This is a genomic window from Streptomyces sp. NPDC038135, assembly GCF_055601245.1.
Genome location: NZ_JBVJXS010000006.1, coordinates 564,103 through 580,096, shown reverse-complemented (window position 1 = coordinate 580,096; position 15,994 = coordinate 564,103). Strand labels below are relative to the sequence as shown.

The window sequence follows — 15,994 nt, the reverse complement described above, 5'->3', positions numbered from 1 at the left end:
CGCAGGAACTCCTGCGGCAGCCCGACCACCTCTTGCCCCTGCGCCGGCGCGGGCGGTCAGGCGTCGAGGACCAGGGCGGCGCCGAGCGCCAGCATGGTGAGCGCGACCAGGCCGTCCAGAACCCGCCACGCGGCGGGGCGGGTGAGGACCCGGCCGAGCAGCCGGGCGCCGAAACCGAGGGCGGCGAACCAGCAGAGGCTGGCCAGGGCCGCGCCGAGGCCGAAGGTCCAGCGCAGCGGGCCGCGGTCGGCGGCGAGGGAGCCCAGCAGGAACACGGTGTCCAGGTAGACGTGCGGGTTGAGCCACGTCATCGCCAGGCAGGTGAGCACCGCCCGCCGCCGGGAGCCCGCCGCCTCGCCCTCCGTGCGCAGTCCGTCGCCGGGCCGCAGGACGCGGCGGGCGGCGAGGGCGCCGTAGCACAACAGGAACGCGCCGCCCACGATCCCGACGGCGCGCACCGCGCCGGGCCAGGCCACCACGACCGCGCCGACGCCGCCGACGCCCAGCGCGATGAGCAGCGCGTCGGACAGGGCGCAGATCCCGACCACCGCGAGCACGGCGTCCCGGCGCACCCCCTGCCGCAGGACGAAGGCGTTCTGGGCGCCGATGGCGACGATCAGGGAGAGCCCGGTGCCGAATCCGGCGGCCGCGGCGGTCAGGGCGTGGTTCATGCCCTCGACGCTAGACAGGCGATCACCGGACGTACAGCTAAACATTTTTACGTAGCATTAGCACTCGTGATGTCGGAGCTTCCCCTCGAACAGGTGCGGACCCTGCTCGCCGTGGTGGACGAGGGCACGTTCGACGCCGCGGCCGCGGCCCTGCGGCTGACGCCGTCGGCGGTGAGCCAGCGGGTCAAGGCGCTGGAGCAGCGCACCGGCCGGGTGCTGCTCCAGCGCACCAAGCCGGTGCGGCCGACGGAGTCCGGGGCGGTGCTGGTGCGGTTCGCCCGGCAGCTCGCCAGGCTGGAGCGGGACGCCCGCGGTGAGCTGGGGCTGAGCGGTGCCGGGGAGCCGACGCGGGTGTCGGTCGCGGTGAACGCGGACTCGCTCGCGACGTGGTTCCTCGGGGCGCTCGCCCAGGCGCCCGGGCTCTGCTTCGAGCTGCACCGGGAGGACGAGGCCCATACGGCGGCGCTGCTGCGCGAGGGGCTGGTGATGGCGGCGGTGACCTCCTCGCCCGACCCGGTCCCGGGCTGCTCGGTGCGTGCGCTCGGCCGGATGCGCTATCTGCCGGCCGCCGCGCCGGAGTTCGCCGCGCGGTATCTGGACGGCCCCCTGCCGGATCTGCTGCCCGACGCGCCCGTCGTGGTCTTCGACCGCAAGGACGACTTCCAGGACGGCTTCGTCAGACGGCTGGGCCGCGGGGCCGCGAGCCCGCTGCGGCACCATGTGCCGACCTCCGAGGGCTTCGCCGACGCGGTCGCCGCGGGGCTCGGCTGGGGCATGCTCCCGGAGGCGCAGGCCGGCCCGCTGCTGGCCGCGGGCCGCCTCGTGCTGCTGGCGCCGGACCGGAGCGTGGACGTCACGCTGTACTGGCAGCAGTGGAAGCTCGACTCCCCCGCCCTGGCGGCGCTGGCCGAGGCGGTGACCCGGGCGGCGTCCCGGGCGCTGCGCCGGTGATCCGGGCCCGCGGCGGGCGTCGGCCGCGCCCTCAGGGATTCCGGGCGCCGAGCCGTCCGGCCGCGCTGTCCAGCAGCATCTCCAGGGCCGTCGGGTAGGCGCTGGTGACCATGCGCCGGGCCAGCATCGGGGCCGCCTCGGCGATACGCGGGTGGGTGTCGTGGGGCAGGCGAGCGTAGGTGGAGTGCCATTTGTCCTCGTCGGCGCGCTGGGAGGCGCTGGGCAGCGCCAGTGACGCCGAGTCCAGGGCGGCGAAGGCCAGCGTCTGGTCGATGAAGGCGTGGTAGACGCGGACCGTCTCCGGCAGCGGGAACCCGGCCGAGCGCAGGACGTCCAGCACCGCCTCGTCGGCGGCCAGCTCGTGGGCGCGGCCGGTGACCCGGTTGGCGGTGAGCAGCGCCGCCTGCGGGTGCGCGACGTACACGCCGTACAGGCGCAGCCCGATCGTCCGCAGGTCCGCCCGCCACTGCCCGGTCGGCTCCCAGCCGGCCAGCGCCTCGCCGATGAGCGCGTCGCCGATGGCCAGGGTCAGCTCGTCCATGCCCCGGAAGTACCGGTACAGCGTGCTGGGATCGCAGTCCAGGGCGAGACCGAGGCGGCGGGCGGTGAGCCCGGTGCTGCCGTGCTCGCGCAGCAGTCTCAGCGCGGTCGCGACGATCAGTTTCTCGGACAGCACGGTGCCGGCGCGGGTCGGACGGCGCCGGCGGCGTCTCTCCTCGGGCACCACGGGCTTGGGCACAGCGGCTCCCTCCTGCCTGCGCGCGGCTTATGCCAACGCCATTGACCTTACGCCACCGTCCGGCGTTGGATTCCGGGCAAGGCGCGCCTGCCCCGATGTTCCGTTCGTGACCGTTGTCGTCCATGACCGTTGTCGTTCGTGTCAGGCAGGGAGTTTTCGTCATGCGTGTACTGCTCGTGGGAGCCGGCGGGGTCGGCACCGCCATCACCCGGATCGCGGCCCGGCGTCCGTTCCTCGACCTGATGGTGGTCGCCGACTACGACCCCGCGCGGGCCGAGGCCGCGGTCGCGGCCCTCGGCGGGTCCGGCGCCCGGTTCCGGGCCGAACAGGTCGACGCGGGCGACGAGGCCCAGGTCGCCGCGCTGCTCGCCCGGCACGGCTGCGACGTGCTGCTCAACGCCACCGACCCGCGGTTCGTGATGCCCCTGTTCCGGGCGGCGCGCGCGGCCGGCGCGACCTACCTCGACATGGCGATGTCGCTGTCCCGGCCGCACCCCGAGCGGCCGTACGAGGAGTGCGGGGTCAAGCTGGGCGACGAGCAGTTCGCGCTGGCCGCGGAGTGGGAGAAGGCGGGCGCGCTCGCGCTGGTCGGCATGGGGGTGGAGCCCGGCCTGTCGGACGTGTTCGCCCGCTACGCGGCCGACGAGCTCTTCGACGCCGTCGAGGAGATCGGCGTCCGCGACGGCGCCGATCTCACCGTGGACGGCTATGACTTCGCGCCGTCCTTCAGCATCTGGACCACCATCGAGGAGTGCCTGAACCCGCCGGTCGTGTACGAGTCCGGGCGGGGCTGGTTCACCACCGCCCCGTTCAGCGAGCCCGAGGTGTTCGACTTCCCCGAGGGGATCGGACCGGTGGAGTGCGTGAACGTGGAGCACGAGGAGGTGCTGCTGATGCCGCGCTGGGTCGGCGCGGACCGGGTCACCTTCAAGTACGGGCTGGGCCGGGAGTTCGTCGAGACCCTGAAGACCCTGCATCGCCTGGGACTTGACCGCACCGAACCGGTGACCGTGCCGGGCCCCGGCGGGCCGGTGGCGGTCTCGCCGCGGGACGTGGTCGCCGCGTGCCTGCCGGACCCGGCGACGCTGGGCGAGCGGATGCGCGGCAAGACCTGCGCGGGCACCTGGGTGCGCGGCACGAAGGACGGCGCGCCGCGCGAGGTGTACCTGTACCACGTGGTCGACAACCAGTGGTCCATGGCGGAGTACGGGTGCCAGGCGGTGGTGTGGCAGACGGCGGTCAATCCGGTCGTCGCCCTCGAACTCCTCGCCACCGGCGCCTGGTCGGGCACCGGCGTCCTCGGCCCGGAGGCCTTCCCCGCCGGCCCGTTCCTCGACCTGCTGACCGCGTACGGCTCCCCCTGGGGAATGCGCGAGCAGTGACCGGGGCGCGGCCCGCGCCGCGGCGAAAACTCCGGCTTCCTGTTTCATGCCGCCCCGACCGGTCACCCGAAATGGAAGCAACCATTCGACTGGCACGGACGACTCGGACCGGAGGAGACTTCGATGGACAACTGGCGCGAACATGCCGCGTGCCGTCATGAGGACCCCGACCTCTTCTTCCCCATCGGCACCACGGGTCCTGCGCAGGTGCAGGCGCAGCAGGCGAAGGCGGTGTGCGCGGGCTGCCCGGTGCGGGAACAGTGCCTGGACTGGGCCCTGGACACGGGCCAGAGCATCGGCGTCTGGGGCGGCACGACCGAGATGGAGCGGCGCGCGCTCAGGCGCCGCGTCCGCTCCCGGCAACGCTCCGGCTGAACGGGGTCGCGGACGCCGTCCACCGAAAGCGCCGCCGGGGCAGTCATGCCCCGGCGGCGCTTTCCGCTTCTAGGACCGGCCGGGCTTGCCCCGCCCGTACAGCCAGGTGTGGAACAGGCCGTCCAGCTTCTTGCCGGAGAGCCGCTCGGCCAGTGAGGTGAACTGGGCGGTCGTGCCGTGCCCGGTCCGATGCGCGTCCGCCCAGGCGCGCAGGATGCGGAAGAAGTCCCGGTCCCCGACGGCCCGGCGCAGTTCGTGCAGGGTCATCGCGCCCCGGGCGTAGACGGGCGTGTCGAAGATGTTCTCCCCGCTGCCGGGGTCACCGGGCGGGAAGGACCACAGACGGTCGCTCGCGGGGCGGGCGTACAGGGCGTCGAACGCCTTCTGCGCGCCGGCGCCGCCGTGCTGTTCCGCGTACAGCCACTCGGCGTAGGTCGCGAAGCCCTCGTTGAGCCAGATGTCCTTCCAGGCCGTCAGCGAGACGGAGTCGCCGAACCATTGGTGGGCGTTCTCGTGGACCAGGGTGGCCACGTCGGGCGCCGAGTCGTAGAGGGGCCGGCTCTGGGTCTCCAGCGCGTAACCGACGTCGGACGCGTGGTCGACGATGGACCCGGCGGCCCGGAACGGGTACGGCCCGAACAGCTTGCTCTCCCATTTCAGCACGGAGGGCAGTTTCTTCAGCACGGGCGCCGCAGCGCGCGCCTCGCGCGGGTCGACGGCGTTGTACACCTGGACGCCGTCGCGGGTCGTGTACCGCTCGACCTGGAACTTGCCGACGGTGGCGGTGGCCAGGTAGGCGGCCATGGGCTCGGCCTGGTGCCAGCGGAAGGTGGTGCGGCCGTGCGCGGTGCGCGTGCCGCGCAGGACGCCGTTGGCGACGGCGGTGCGCCCCTTGGGCACGGTGATGGTGAAGTCGTACGACGACTTGTCCTTGGGGTGGTTGTTCGCCGGGAACCAGGTCATCGCGCCCTGCGGCTCGCCGGCGACGAACGCCCCGTCGTCCGTGGGGATCCAGCCGTCCGCCGAGCCGTCCGGGTCGGTGACCGGACGGGGGGTGCCGTGGTAGGCGACGGTGACCCGGAACCGTTGGCCCGCGCTCAGGGTGTGCGCCGGCGTGACGACCAGTTCCTGGCCGTCGCGGCGGAAGGCCGCGGGGCGGCCGCCGACCGTGACGGCCGTGACCTTGAGGCCCGAGAGGTCCAGGTCGAAGCGCTTCAGCCGCTGGGTGGCGCGCGCGGTGAGGACGGCCTCGCCGTCCAGGCGCCGGGAGGCGGTGTCGTAACGGAGCGTCAGGTCGTAGTGGCCGACGTGGTAGCCGCCGTTGCCGCTGAGCGGGAAGTAGGGGTCGCCCGCGCCGGCCGCGCCGGTCGTGCCGGCCGCCGCCGGGCCGGCGGCCCCGAGCAGCGCCGCCACGGCGACGGGGACGGTGGCGAGGACGGCCTCGCGGCGGAGAACTGCGGTGCGTCGGCCGGGGGCCTGTCTGCGCTGTGGCGTCACGGGCGCTCCTCCTGGGGGGTGGTGAAAGATCGTTTCGCCAGAAGGGTAGGCGCGGAGCCGATCCGGTTTCGCCCTCATTCCGGTCAAGTCACGCCGCGTCGCCGCCCGGTGGCCCCCGTTCACGGCAGTAGGCTCGCGGCACCGTCCGCGACCCGAGAGGGGCCCCGACCGTGAGCGTGCGCGTGCGCCGGATCTACGAACCGCCGGAGGCGGACGACGGACTGCGGGTCCTGGTGGACCGGCTGTGGCCGCGCGGGGTGTCCAAGGACGAGGCCCAGGTGGACGAGTGGCCGAAAGGGCTCACGCCGTCCAACGAGCTGCGCAAGTGGTTCCACGGCTCCGAGGGCTCCTTCGAGGAGTTCCGCGGCCGCTACGAGGCCGAACTCGCCGCTCCCGAGGCCGCCGAACTCCTGGACGGGCTGCGCACGTCGGTGCGCGAGGGGCGGGTGACGCTGCTCACGGCGTCGAAGACGCCGGAGCAGAGCCACGCCTCCGTGCTGGCGGAACTGGTGCGGGGCTGAGCGACGGCCGCGCGGTGGGGGTCCGGCCCGTCGTCAGCCCGTCTGCTTCGCCGCCGCCCGTCCCGCCGCGCGGCCGGAGAAGAGGCAGCCGCCGAGGAAGGTGCCCTCCAGGGCGTTGTAGCCGTGGACTCCGCCGCCGCCGAAGCCCGCCACCTCGCCCGCCGCGTACAGCCCTTCGATCGGGGCGCCATCGGCGCCGAGCGCCCGGGAGTCGAGGTCGGTCTGGATGCCGCCGAGCGTCTTGCGGGTCAGCACGTGCAGCCGGACGCCGATCAGCGGGCCCGCCTCCGGGTCCAGGATGCGGTGCGGGGAGGCGACCCGGCCGAGCCGGTCGCCTATGTAGCGGCGGGCGTTGCGGATGCCCTGGACCTGGGCGTCCTTGCTGTACGGGTTGGCCATCTGCAGGTCGCGGGCCTCGATCTGCCGGCGCACCTCGGCCGCGTCCAGCAGCGGCTCGGCGGTGAGGGCGTTCATCTTCTCGACCAGCCGCTCCAGGGTGCCCGCGGTGACGAAGTCCGCGCCGTTGTCGAGGAAGGCCCGCACCGGCGCCGGGGCGCCCTTGCCCAGCAGCCGGTCGCGCAGCACGGCCTTGCGGTCCTTGGCGGTGATGTCCGGGTTCTGCTCTGAGCCGGAGAGCGCGAACTCCTTCTCGATGATCTTCCGGGTGAGGATGAACCAGGAGTGGTCGTACCCGGCGATGTCCTCGGTGGTGCGCAGGTACTCCAGCGTGCCGAGGGTGTCGTAGCCGGGCAGGCACGGTTCGGGCAGCCGGCGGCCCAGCGCGTCGAGCCAGACGGAGGAGGGCCCCGGCAGGATGCGGATGCCGTGGCCGGGCCAGACGGGGTCCCAGTTCTGCAGGCCCTCGGTGTAGTGCCACATGCGGTCCCGGTTGACCAGGCGCACACCGGCCTCGGCGCTGATGTCGAGCATCCGGCCGTCGACGTAGGCGGGGACGCCGGTGACCATCTCGGCGGGGGGTGTGCCGAGCCGTTCGGGCCAGTAGCGGCGGACGATGTCGTGGTCGGCGCCGATGCCGCCGCTGGTGACGATCACGGCCCCGGCGGTCAGTTCGAAGTCGCCGGCGCGCTCGCGGCTGGAGGCGGCGCCGCGCGGTGAGTCGTCGGCGGCGAGGACGGTGCCCCGCACGCCGCGGGCCGTGCCGTCCTCGATGACCAGTTCGTCGACCCGGTGGCGGTGGTGGAACGTGAGCAGTCCGTCCCGGGCCGCCTGCCGGGCGTACTCGACGAAGGGCCCGACCACGCCGGTGCCGGTGCCCCAGGCGATGTGGAAGCGGGGCACGGAGTTGCCGTGGCCGGCGGCCCTGAGGTCGCCGCGCTCGGCCCAGCCGACGGTGGGCAGCAGTTCGATGCCGTGGCCGCGCAGCCAGGAGCGCTTCTCGCCGGCCGCCCACTCGACGTAGGCGCGGGCCCAGCGGACCGCCCAGGAGTCCTCGTCGGCGACCCGGTCGAACCGCGCGCTGCCCTGCCAGTCGTTCCAGGCGAGGTCGAGGGAGTCCTTGATGCCGAGCCGGCGCTGCTCGGGCGAGTCGACGAGGAAGAGCCCGCCGAAGGACCAGTACGCCTGGCCGCCGAGGTTGGCGGCGTTCTCCTGGTCGACCAGGGCGACCCTGCGGCCCTGGCGGTTGAGTTCGTGCGCCGCGACCAGGCCGGCGAGGCCCGCTCCGACGACGATGACGTCCGCGTCCTTGGCGGCCATGGCGTCCGTGTCCTTCCGTCCGCGCTTCATCCGGGGGCGCCGCTGCCGTCGGTCAGCAGGGCGGTGAGCAGTTGCTTCAGCCAGCCGCGGGCGGCGTCGACGTCCTTGTCCAGCAGGAGCTGGGTGGTGACGCCGTCGTAGGCCGCGACCACCGCGCGGGCGGCGCCGTCGGCGTCGCCGAGCACGGCGGGCAGTTCGGTGTGGCCCCGGGCCCGGCCGAGGCGGTCGGCGACGGCCTCGCGCAGCCGGGCGCGGTGGTCCAGGAGCGCCTGGGCGACGGCCGGGTCGCGGGCCGCGTGCACCAGGAAGTCGGTCTTGACCAGCAGCCAGTCCACGTCGAGCAGCAGGACCTCGGCGACCCGGTCCACCGAGGCCGGGACGTCCAGGCCGGGCCCGTCCTGCGCGAGCGCGTCGGCGACCTGGCCGGCGATGAGGTCGGCCCGCTCCCGGTAGAGGGCGAAGAACAGCTCGTCCAGGGTGGCGAAGTTGGAGTAGAAGGCGCCCCGGCTGTAGCCGGCGGCCTCGCATACCTCCTCGATGGAGACCCGTCCGAACCCCTTGGCGGCGAACACCGCGAAGGCGGCGTCCAGCAGGTTCGCCCGGGTCCGGGCCCGCCGCCGGGTGACGCGCGGGGCCGTGCCGTCCTCGGCCGTCATGGCGGGACCTCCCTTCGGATACGGGAATGTATCCGATACACCGATGTATCGAAACGGTGTCCGGCGAGGGATTCGCGGCCGGGCGCCGGCACGCACGCCCTCGCTGGGAACATATTTTCGATTAAGGAGTAGGCTGGCCCCATGGCCACGCACCTCCAGGGCTCCCTGTTCGACCAGACCGACGAGCTGCGGCTCGGCCCGCTGGACGGGCTGCGCCGCACCGAGCTGGGCTCCGGCGCCTGGATCGACGTGCTGCCGGGCTGGCTGAGCGGCGCCGACGCCCTGTTCGAGGAGCTGGCGGCCGAGGTCCCCTGGCGGGCGGAGCGCCGCAAGATGTACGACAACGTGGTGGCCGTACCGCGACTGCTCGCCTTCTACGCGGCCCAGGACCCACTGCCCCACCCCGTCCTCACCGAGGCGCGGGACGCCCTGTCCGCCCGCTACGCCGAGGAGCTGGGCGAACCGTTCACCACCGCCGGGCTGTGCTACTACCGCGACGGCAGGGACAGCGTCGCCTGGCACGGCGACCGGATCGGGCGCGGCGCCCGCCGGGACACGATGGTCGCGATCCTGTCCGTCGGCGTGCCCCGGGACCTGCTGCTGCGCCCCGCGGGAGGCGGCGGCCCGGTCGTCCGGCGGCCGCTCGGGCACGGCGACCTCATCGTGATGGGCGGCTCCTGCCAGCGGACCTGGGAGCACTGCGTGCCCAAGACGGCCCACGCGGCCGGTCCGCGGATCAGCGTCCAGTTCCGCCCCCACGGGGTGCGGTGACACGTCCGGCGGCCCCTCGCCGACGCAGGCGGAACACGGTCTGGTTGGCTGTCCCCGACGACCGGCCGCCGGGACCTCGGAGGAACCATGCGGGCAGAAGTACGCCAAGTCGCCGACGCCGCCTACCTGGTGCACGGCCACAACACCAACTGGGTCATCCTGAAGGACGGCGACGACGTCACCCTGGTGGACACCGGCTATCCCGGGGACCGCCAGGGCGTCCTCGACTCGCTCGCCGCGGTGGGCAGTTCACCCGAGGCGGTCGCCGCCGTGCTGATCACGCACGCGCACAACGACCACCTGGGCTCGGCCGAGTACCTGCGCGCCGCCCACGGCACCCCCGTCTATCTCCACCCGGCGGAAGTCCCGCACGCGCGCCGCGAGTTCCTGCACCAGGCCACCATCGGGGACGTGGTGCGCAACGCCTGGCGGCCGGGCGTGGTGGCCTGGGCGGTGCACGTGGTCCGGGTGGGCGGCACCGACCACAACCCCGTCACGGCCCCCGAGCCGTTCCCGGCCGAGGGCGCGCTCGACCTGCCCGGCCGGCCCGTCCCCGTGCACACCCCGGGCCACACCGACGGGCACTGCGTCTACCACCTGCCGGACGCCGGGATCGTGATCTCGGGCGACGCCCTGGTCGTCGGCCACGCCACCTCCCGGATCACCGGCCCCCAGCTCCTGCACCGCTTCTTCGACCACGAGCGCGCCCGGACGCTCGCCTCGCTGGAGCTGATCGGGGCACTCGACGGCGACACCCTGCTGCCCGGCCACGGCGCGGTGCATCGGGGCCCGCTGCGCGCCGCCGCCGAACAGGCCCGGGAGCGGGCGTCCCGCTAGCCGCCGGCGGGCCTTAGGGTTCGTCCCATGGCATTGCAGATCAGCGCCACGAACCCGGAGCACCCCGCGGTCCTGCTCGAACTGCCCTGGGACGTGCCTCTGGAGAAGTGGCCCGAGGAGTACCTCGTGCCGCTCCCCCGGGGCATCTCCCGGCACGTCGTGCGCTACGCCCGCGCCGGCGACGAGGTGATCGCCGTCAAGGAGCTGGCCGAGCGGCCGGCGCTGCGGGAGTACGAGCTGCTGCGCGACCTCGACCGGCTGGGCATCCCGGCCGTGGACCCGCTCGCCGTGGTCACCGGCCGCACCGACGGCGCCGGCGCCCCGCTGGAACCGGTGCTGATCACCCGGCACCTGCGCGGCTCGATGCCGTACCGCTCGATGTTCGAGACCACCATGCGCCCGGCGACCATGCACCGGCTGATGGACGCCCTCGCGGTGCTGCTGGTCCGGCTGCACCTGAGCGGGTTCGCCTGGGGCGACTGCTCGCTGTCCAACACCCTGTTCCGGCGGGACGCGGGCGCCTACGCCGCGTACCTCGTGGACGCCGAGACCGGCGACCTGCACCCCCGGCTCAGCCCCGGGCAGCGGGACTACGACCTCGACCTGGCCCGGGTGAACATCAGCGGCGAGCTGCTGGACCTGGAGGCGTCCGGGGCGCTGCACCCGTCCGTCGACCCCGTCGAGTTCGGGCACGAGATCTGCACCCGCTACGGCGGCCTGTGGCGGGAGCTGACCCGCACCTCGGTGTACCCGGCGGGCAAGTACCACTACATAGAACGCCGGATACGCCGCCTCAACGAGCTCGGCTTCGACGTGGCCGAGATGCAGATCGAGCACTCGGCGGCCGGCGACACGGTCACCTTCGTGCCCAAGGTCGTCGACGCCGGCCACCACCAGCGGCAACTGCTGCGGCTGACCGGCCTCGACGCCGAGGAGAACCAGGCGCGGCGGCTGCTGAGCGACCTGGAGAGCTGGATGGCCACCCAGGACGACCACGCCCCGGGCGACCCCCTCGCCGCCCGCCCCGAAGTGCTCGCCCACCGCTGGGTGCGGGACGTGTTCCGGCCCACCGTGCGCGCCGTGCCCGTCGGGCTGCGCGGCTCCATGGACCCGGCCGAGATCTACCACGAACTGCTGGAGCACCGCTGGTACCTCTCGGAACGGGCCCAGCACGACATCGGCCTCGACACCGCCGTCACCGACTACATCGACAACGTCCTGCCGAAGGCCCGCAGCACCCTGGAGCCGACGACCCCCGGGTAGGTCACTCGTGCGGGACCACGGCCACCGGGCACTCGGCGTGGTGCAGCACGCCCTGCGCGACCGAGCCGATCCGGGCGCCCACCGCGGTGCGGTGGGCCCGCCGCCCGACGACCATGAGCTGGGCCCGCCCGGCCACCGACAGCAGCACCTGCCCCGCGCTGCCCATCTCGACGTGCTCGGCGACGGGCACCTGCGGGAACCGCTCCCGCCACGGGCGCAGCGCGTCGGCCAGGGCCTGCTTCTCGTACGGCTCAAGGCCGCCCGCCTCGTCCAGGAGCTTGAGCGAGCCCGGGCTGTAGGCGAAGACCGGCGGCAGCGTCCAGGCCCGCACCGCCCGGACGGCGGCCCCGCGCACGGCCGCCGTCTCGAACGCGAACCGCAGCGCTTCCGCGCTGTCCTCGGGGCCGCCGTGCTGGCCGACCACGACGTCCCGCCCGGCGGCCTCCGCCGCCGCCCGGTCGCCGGCCCGGACCAGGACCACGGGCCGGGCCGCCTCGGCGATCACCTGCCGGCCCACCGAGCCCAGCAGGAAGCCCATCACCCTCCCGTGACCGCGGGAGCCCAGCACCAGCAGCCCGGACCGGTCGGCCGCGCCGGTCAGCGCCTCCGCGACGCCACCCTCGAGCACCTCCACGTCCACCTCGAGCCCCGGGTGCCTGCCGGAGACGGTGCGCACGGCCTCCCGCACCCCTTCGGACACCCAGCCGTGCTGGGTGTCCCGGTCGGCCGTGGCGAGCTCCTCGGCGTACTGCCAGGCGTGCACCACGCGCAGCGGCAGCCCGCGGCGCACGGCCTCCCTGGCCGCCCAGTCCAGCGCGGCCAGGCTCTCCTCCGTACCGTCCACCCCTGCCGTGATCGGGCGTTCCATGCCTCGTGGCCTCCTCGTCGTCCGCGTTCGCGGGGGCCAGTCTCCCGCACGCGCCGATCATGCTCTTGCCCCGCCCGCGCGGGAGCGGATCACGAAGCGGCCCGCGGGGCGCCGGCCGTCCTTGCCGTACAGCGGGGCGAACCCGGGCGATCGAACATACGATGGGCGGGAATCGGTTGCGGCGGCCCTGGTGGCGCCGCCCCGTGAATCCGACCGCTCGGGGTGGGAGAGGCATGGCACAGGCCGCCGAGGCAGCGCGGACCGTCATCCTGACCGTGGACGACGACCCGGGGGTCTCCCGCGCCGTCGCCCGTGACCTCAGACGGCGCTACGGCGAGTCGTACCGGATCGTGCGCGCGGAGTCCGGCGAGTCGGCGCTGGAGGCGCTGCGCGAGCTGAAGCTGCGCGGGGACCTGGTGGCGGTGATCCTGGCCGACTACCGGATGCCGCAGATGAACGGGATCGACTTCCTGGAGCAGGCCCTGGACGTGTACCCGGGGGCGCGGCGGGTGCTGCTGACCGCCTACGCGGACACCAACGCGGCGATCGACGCGATCAACGTCGTCGACCTGGACCACTACCTGCTCAAGCCGTGGGACCCGCCGGAGGAGAAGCTCTACCCGGTGCTGGACGACCTGCTCCAGGCCTGGCGGAGCAGCGCGTACAAGCCGGTGCCCAGCACCAAGGTCGTGGGGCACCGCTGGTCGGCCCGGTCCTCGGACGTGCGGGAGTTCCTGGCCCGCAACCAGGTGCCGTACCGCTGGTACTCGGTGGAGGAGCCGGAGGGGCGGCGGCTGCTGACGGCGGCCGGGCAGGACGGGCGGCGGCTGCCGCTGGTGATCACCCCGGACGGGACGGCCCTGGTCGAGCCGGAGGCGCCCGAGCTGGCCGCGCGGGTGGGCCTGGCGACGACGCCGACGGCCGACTTCTACGACCTGGTGGTGATCGGCGGCGGCCCGGCCGGCCTGGGCGCCGCCGTGTACGGGGCCTCCGAGGGCCTGCGGACCGTACTCGTGGAGCGGTCCGCGACCGGCGGGCAGGCCGGGCAGAGTTCCCGGATCGAGAACTACCTGGGCTTCCCCGACGGGGTCTCCGGCGCGCAGCTCACCGACCGGGCGCGGCGGCAGGCGGCCAAGTTCGGCGCCGAGATCCTGACCACGCGCGAGGTGACGGGACTGGAGGTCAACGGGGCGGCCCGGGTGGTGCGCTTCGCGGACGGCTCGGCGATCGCGGCGCACAGCGTGATCCTGGCGACGGGCGTGCAGTACCGGCAGCTCCAGGCCGAGGGCTGTACCGACCTGACCGGCTGCGGGGTGTTCTACGGCTCCGCGCTGACCGAGGCGTCCTCCTGCCAGGGCCACGACGTGTACATCGTCGGCGGCGCCAACTCGGCGGGCCAGGCCGCGATGTACCTGTCCAGGTTCGCCAAGTCGGTGACGCTGCTGGTGCGCGGACCCGACCTGTCGGCGTCGATGTCCCACTACCTGATCCAGCAGATCGGCGAGGCGCCGAACATCTCGGTGCGCGGCCACACGGTCGTGGACGCCGCGCACGGCTCGGGCCGGCTGGAGCAGCTGACGCTGCGTCATACGACCGGCGGGGAGACCGAACGCGTCGACGCGCAGTGGATGTTCGTGTTCATCGGAGCCGCCCCGCTGACCGACTGGCTGGACGAAACGGTGCTGCGCGACGAGCGCGGGTTCATCCTGGCCGGGCCGGACCTGACCGCCGACGGGCGGCCGCCGGCCGGCTGGGAGCTGGACCGGCCGCCGTACCACCTGGAGACCAGCGTCCCCGGCGTGTTCGTGGCGGGCGACGCCCGCGCCGAGTCCGCCAAGCGGGTCGCGTCCGCCGTCGGAGAGGGAGCCATGGCCGTCATGCTCGTCCACCGGTACCTGGAGCAGTCGTGAGCGGGCGGCCGGTGCCGTGCAGCCCGCAGGAGATCGGCTCCCTGTTCCTGTTCGAGAAGCTGTCGCCCGAGCAGCTCGGCCGGCTGTGCTGCGAGGGCCGGATGGAGCTGTTCGAACCCGGCCCGGTGTACACCGAGGGCGACCCCGCCACCTGCTTCTACGTGATGATCGAGGGCACGGTCGTGCTCTCCCGGCGGGTGGGCGGCGACGACGTGGAGGTGTCCCGCACCTCGCAGCGCGGGGTGTACGCGGGCGCCATGCAGGCGTACCTGGGCGACCGGGTGCGGCAGGTGTACAACAACTCGATGCGGGTGACGGAGCCGACGCGGTTCTTCGTCCTGCCGGCGGACACCTTCGCCGACGTGATGAGCGAGTGGTTCCCGATGGCCACGCATCTGCTGGAGGGGCTGTTCTTCGGTTCGAAGAGCACCCAGGCGGCGATCGGGCAGCGGGAGCGGCTGTTGGCGCTCGGCTCGTTGTCGGCCGGGCTCACGCACGAGCTGAACAACCCCGCCGCGGCCGCCGTGCGGGCCACCTCGACGCTGCGCGAGCGGGTCGCGAAGATGCGGCGCAAGCTCGCGGTGATCGCCGAGGGCCCGTTCTCGCGGGACGCGCTGGCGAGCCTGATCGAGATCCAGGAGCGCACCGCCGAGCGTGTCGCCAAGGCGCCGGCGCTCAGCCCGCTGGAGGCCTCGGACCGCGAGGACGCGCTCACCGAGTGGCTGGAGGACCACGGCCTCGAGCACGGCTGGCAGCTCGCGCCCACCTTCGTCCAGGCCGGACTCGACGTGGACTGGCTGGAGCAGGTCGCGGCGGCCGTGGACGCGGACATCCTGCCCGGGGCGGTGGGCTGGCTCAACTACACCGTCGAGACAGAGCTGCTGATGGACGAGATCGAGGACTCCACCACCCGGATCTCGCACCTCGTGGACGCCGCCAAGCAGTACTCGCAGCTCGACCGGGCGCCCTACCGGGTCGTCGGCGTGCACGAACTCCTCGACAGCACCCTGCTGATGCTGTCCGGCAAGATCGGTCCGCGCATCGAGGTCGTCAAGGAGTACGAACCCGCGCTGCCGGAGATCCCCGGCTATCCCGCGGAGCTGAACCAGGTGTGGACCAACCTCATCGACAACGCGGTGTCCGCCATGAACGACGCCGGCGGGGAGGGCACGCTGACCGTGCGGACCGCGCTGGAGGGCGAGCAGGTGCTGGTGGAGTTCCGGGACACCGGGCCCGGGGTGCCGCCGGAGATCAAGAGCCGGATCTTCGACCCGTTCTTCACGACCAAGCCGGTCGGCCAGGGCACCGGGCTGGGCCTGGACATCTCCTGGCGGATCGTGGTGAACAAGCACCACGGCACCCTGCGTGTCGAGTCGGAGCCCGGCGACACCCGTTTCCAGGTGCTGCTGCCGCTGACCGCCGGGACACCGGAGGAGCGGTCCGCCCTGACCAACCCCGAGGAGGCAGCATGAGCGGCGAGTCCGCCATCGACCCGAGCGTCCCGCCGAGCGGCGCGGGCTGTGTGGAGTGCGACGCGGCCGGCGGGTGGTGGTTCCATCTGCGCCGGTGCGCGGCCTGCGGTCACATCGGCTGCTGCGACGACTCCCCCGCCAAGCACGCCACCGCCCACTGGAAGGCGACCCGGCATCCGGTGATCCGCAGCTTCGAGCCGGGCGAGGGCTGGTTCTGGAACTTCGAGACGGGCGAGCTGTACACCGAGGGTCCCGAACTCGCGCCGCCTGCCGGGCACCCCGCGGACCAGCCGGTGCCGGGTCCGGCGGGGCGGGTACCGGCCGACTGGGCCGACACGCTGCGCTGAGGCCGGTGCGGCGCGCCG

The 15,994-nt window shown here is 73.7% G+C and carries 16 protein-coding genes; 10 read left to right on the top strand and 6 right to left on the bottom strand.

Features of this window, described 5'->3' with window-relative positions; all coding sequences use genetic code 11:
- Positions 1 to 56 precede the first annotated feature (56 nt).
- Positions 57 to 671: a LysE/ArgO family amino acid transporter gene (locus ACZ7JA_RS20270; protein WP_470809559.1), complete on the bottom strand. Its 615-nt coding sequence runs from the start codon at positions 669 to 671 to the stop codon at positions 57 to 59.
- Positions 672 to 737: 66 nt separating this feature from the next.
- On the opposite strand from ACZ7JA_RS20270, the gene ACZ7JA_RS20265 reads away from it, so the two are divergent.
- Positions 738 to 1,622 (top strand): LysR family transcriptional regulator ArgP, encoded by an 885-nt coding sequence (locus ACZ7JA_RS20265; RefSeq protein WP_351673396.1) that lies wholly within the window; start codon positions 738 to 740, stop codon positions 1,620 to 1,622.
- Between the two features lie 31 nt (positions 1,623 to 1,653).
- On the opposite strand, the gene ACZ7JA_RS20260 is transcribed toward ACZ7JA_RS20265, so the two are convergent.
- Positions 1,654 to 2,361 carry a TetR/AcrR family transcriptional regulator gene (locus tag ACZ7JA_RS20260; protein WP_351673398.1) on the bottom strand — a complete coding sequence of 236 codons (708 nt, stop codon included), beginning with the start codon at positions 2,359 to 2,361 and terminating at the stop codon, positions 1,654 to 1,656.
- A gap of 161 nt (positions 2,362 to 2,522) precedes the next feature.
- Here ACZ7JA_RS20260 and ACZ7JA_RS20255 point away from each other — a divergent pair, with 161 nt between their 5' ends.
- Both ACZ7JA_RS20255 and ACZ7JA_RS20250 read left to right on the top strand, forming a co-directional pair.
- The gene (locus ACZ7JA_RS20255) at positions 2,523 to 3,743 is read left to right on the top strand and encodes a saccharopine dehydrogenase family protein (protein ID WP_351673400.1); all 1,221 of its coding nucleotides are present in this window, start codon (positions 2,523 to 2,525) and stop codon (positions 3,741 to 3,743) included.
- A 123-nt stretch (positions 3,744 to 3,866) separates the two neighbouring features.
- Positions 3,867 to 4,118 (top strand): WhiB family transcriptional regulator, encoded by a 252-nt coding sequence (locus tag ACZ7JA_RS20250; protein ID WP_351673402.1) that lies wholly within the window; start codon positions 3,867 to 3,869, stop codon positions 4,116 to 4,118.
- A 69-nt stretch (positions 4,119 to 4,187) separates the two neighbouring features.
- Here the strand turns inward: ACZ7JA_RS20250 and ACZ7JA_RS20245 are convergent, their stop codons facing one another.
- Positions 4,188 to 5,615 (bottom strand): M1 family metallopeptidase, encoded by a 1,428-nt coding sequence (locus tag ACZ7JA_RS20245; RefSeq protein ID WP_389297411.1) that lies wholly within the window; start codon positions 5,613 to 5,615, stop codon positions 4,188 to 4,190.
- A 170-nt stretch (positions 5,616 to 5,785) separates the two neighbouring features.
- Between ACZ7JA_RS20245 and ACZ7JA_RS20240 the strand changes: the two genes are divergently transcribed.
- Complete coding sequence (locus ACZ7JA_RS20240) at positions 5,786 to 6,136, top strand: DUF488 domain-containing protein (protein ID WP_351661216.1); 351 nt, start codon at positions 5,786 to 5,788, stop codon at positions 6,134 to 6,136.
- Between the two features lie 33 nt (positions 6,137 to 6,169).
- Here the strand turns inward: ACZ7JA_RS20240 and ACZ7JA_RS20235 are convergent, their stop codons facing one another.
- Entirely contained in the window at positions 6,170 to 7,852 is a 1,683-nt protein-coding gene (locus ACZ7JA_RS20235) for an FAD-binding dehydrogenase (protein WP_389297410.1), read from the bottom strand.
- Positions 7,853 to 7,878: 26 nt separating this feature from the next.
- A complete protein-coding gene (locus ACZ7JA_RS20230) occupies positions 7,879 to 8,508 on the bottom strand; it encodes a TetR/AcrR family transcriptional regulator (protein WP_351661210.1) in 630 nt (209 codons plus the stop codon).
- A 141-nt stretch (positions 8,509 to 8,649) separates the two neighbouring features.
- On the opposite strand from ACZ7JA_RS20230, the gene ACZ7JA_RS20225 reads away from it, so the two are divergent.
- The 3 genes from ACZ7JA_RS20225 to ACZ7JA_RS20215 all read left to right on the top strand — a co-directional run bounded on the left by ACZ7JA_RS20225 (position 8,650) and on the right by ACZ7JA_RS20215 (position 11,379).
- Positions 8,650 to 9,279: an alpha-ketoglutarate-dependent dioxygenase AlkB gene (locus ACZ7JA_RS20225; protein ID WP_389297407.1), complete on the top strand. Its 630-nt coding sequence runs from the start codon at positions 8,650 to 8,652 to the stop codon at positions 9,277 to 9,279.
- Positions 9,280 to 9,366: 87 nt separating this feature from the next.
- Positions 9,367 to 10,116: an MBL fold metallo-hydrolase gene (locus ACZ7JA_RS20220; RefSeq protein ID WP_389297405.1), complete on the top strand. Its 750-nt coding sequence runs from the start codon at positions 9,367 to 9,369 to the stop codon at positions 10,114 to 10,116.
- Positions 10,117 to 10,143: 27 nt separating this feature from the next.
- Positions 10,144 to 11,379: a DUF4032 domain-containing protein gene (locus tag ACZ7JA_RS20215; RefSeq protein ID WP_351661203.1), complete on the top strand. Its 1,236-nt coding sequence runs from the start codon at positions 10,144 to 10,146 to the stop codon at positions 11,377 to 11,379.
- A 1-nt stretch (position 11,380) separates the two neighbouring features.
- Here ACZ7JA_RS20215 and ACZ7JA_RS20210 read toward each other — a convergent pair whose 3' ends face one another.
- Positions 11,381 to 12,247 carry a universal stress protein gene (locus ACZ7JA_RS20210; protein ID WP_351661200.1) on the bottom strand — a complete coding sequence of 289 codons (867 nt, stop codon included), beginning with the start codon at positions 12,245 to 12,247 and terminating at the stop codon, positions 11,381 to 11,383.
- 233 nt (positions 12,248 to 12,480) lie between these two features.
- On the opposite strand from ACZ7JA_RS20210, the gene ACZ7JA_RS20205 reads away from it, so the two are divergent.
- The 3 genes from ACZ7JA_RS20205 to ACZ7JA_RS20195 are packed head-to-tail and all read left to right on the top strand — an operon-like array spanning position 12,481 to position 15,976.
- A complete protein-coding gene (locus tag ACZ7JA_RS20205; RefSeq protein WP_351661197.1) occupies positions 12,481 to 14,157 on the top strand; it encodes an NAD(P)/FAD-dependent oxidoreductase in 1,677 nt (558 codons plus the stop codon).
- The gene (locus ACZ7JA_RS20200; RefSeq protein WP_351661193.1) at positions 14,154 to 15,629 is read left to right on the top strand and encodes an ATP-binding protein; all 1,476 of its coding nucleotides are present in this window, start codon (positions 14,154 to 14,156) and stop codon (positions 15,627 to 15,629) included. Before ACZ7JA_RS20205 ends, ACZ7JA_RS20200 begins: the two co-directional genes overlap by 4 nt.
- Positions 15,626 to 15,976, top strand: a complete 351-nt coding sequence (locus ACZ7JA_RS20195; RefSeq protein ID WP_470809550.1) for a UBP-type zinc finger domain-containing protein — start codon at positions 15,626 to 15,628, stop codon at positions 15,974 to 15,976. Before ACZ7JA_RS20200 ends, ACZ7JA_RS20195 begins: the two co-directional genes overlap by 4 nt.
- The last annotated feature ends 18 nt before the right edge of the window (positions 15,977 to 15,994 follow it).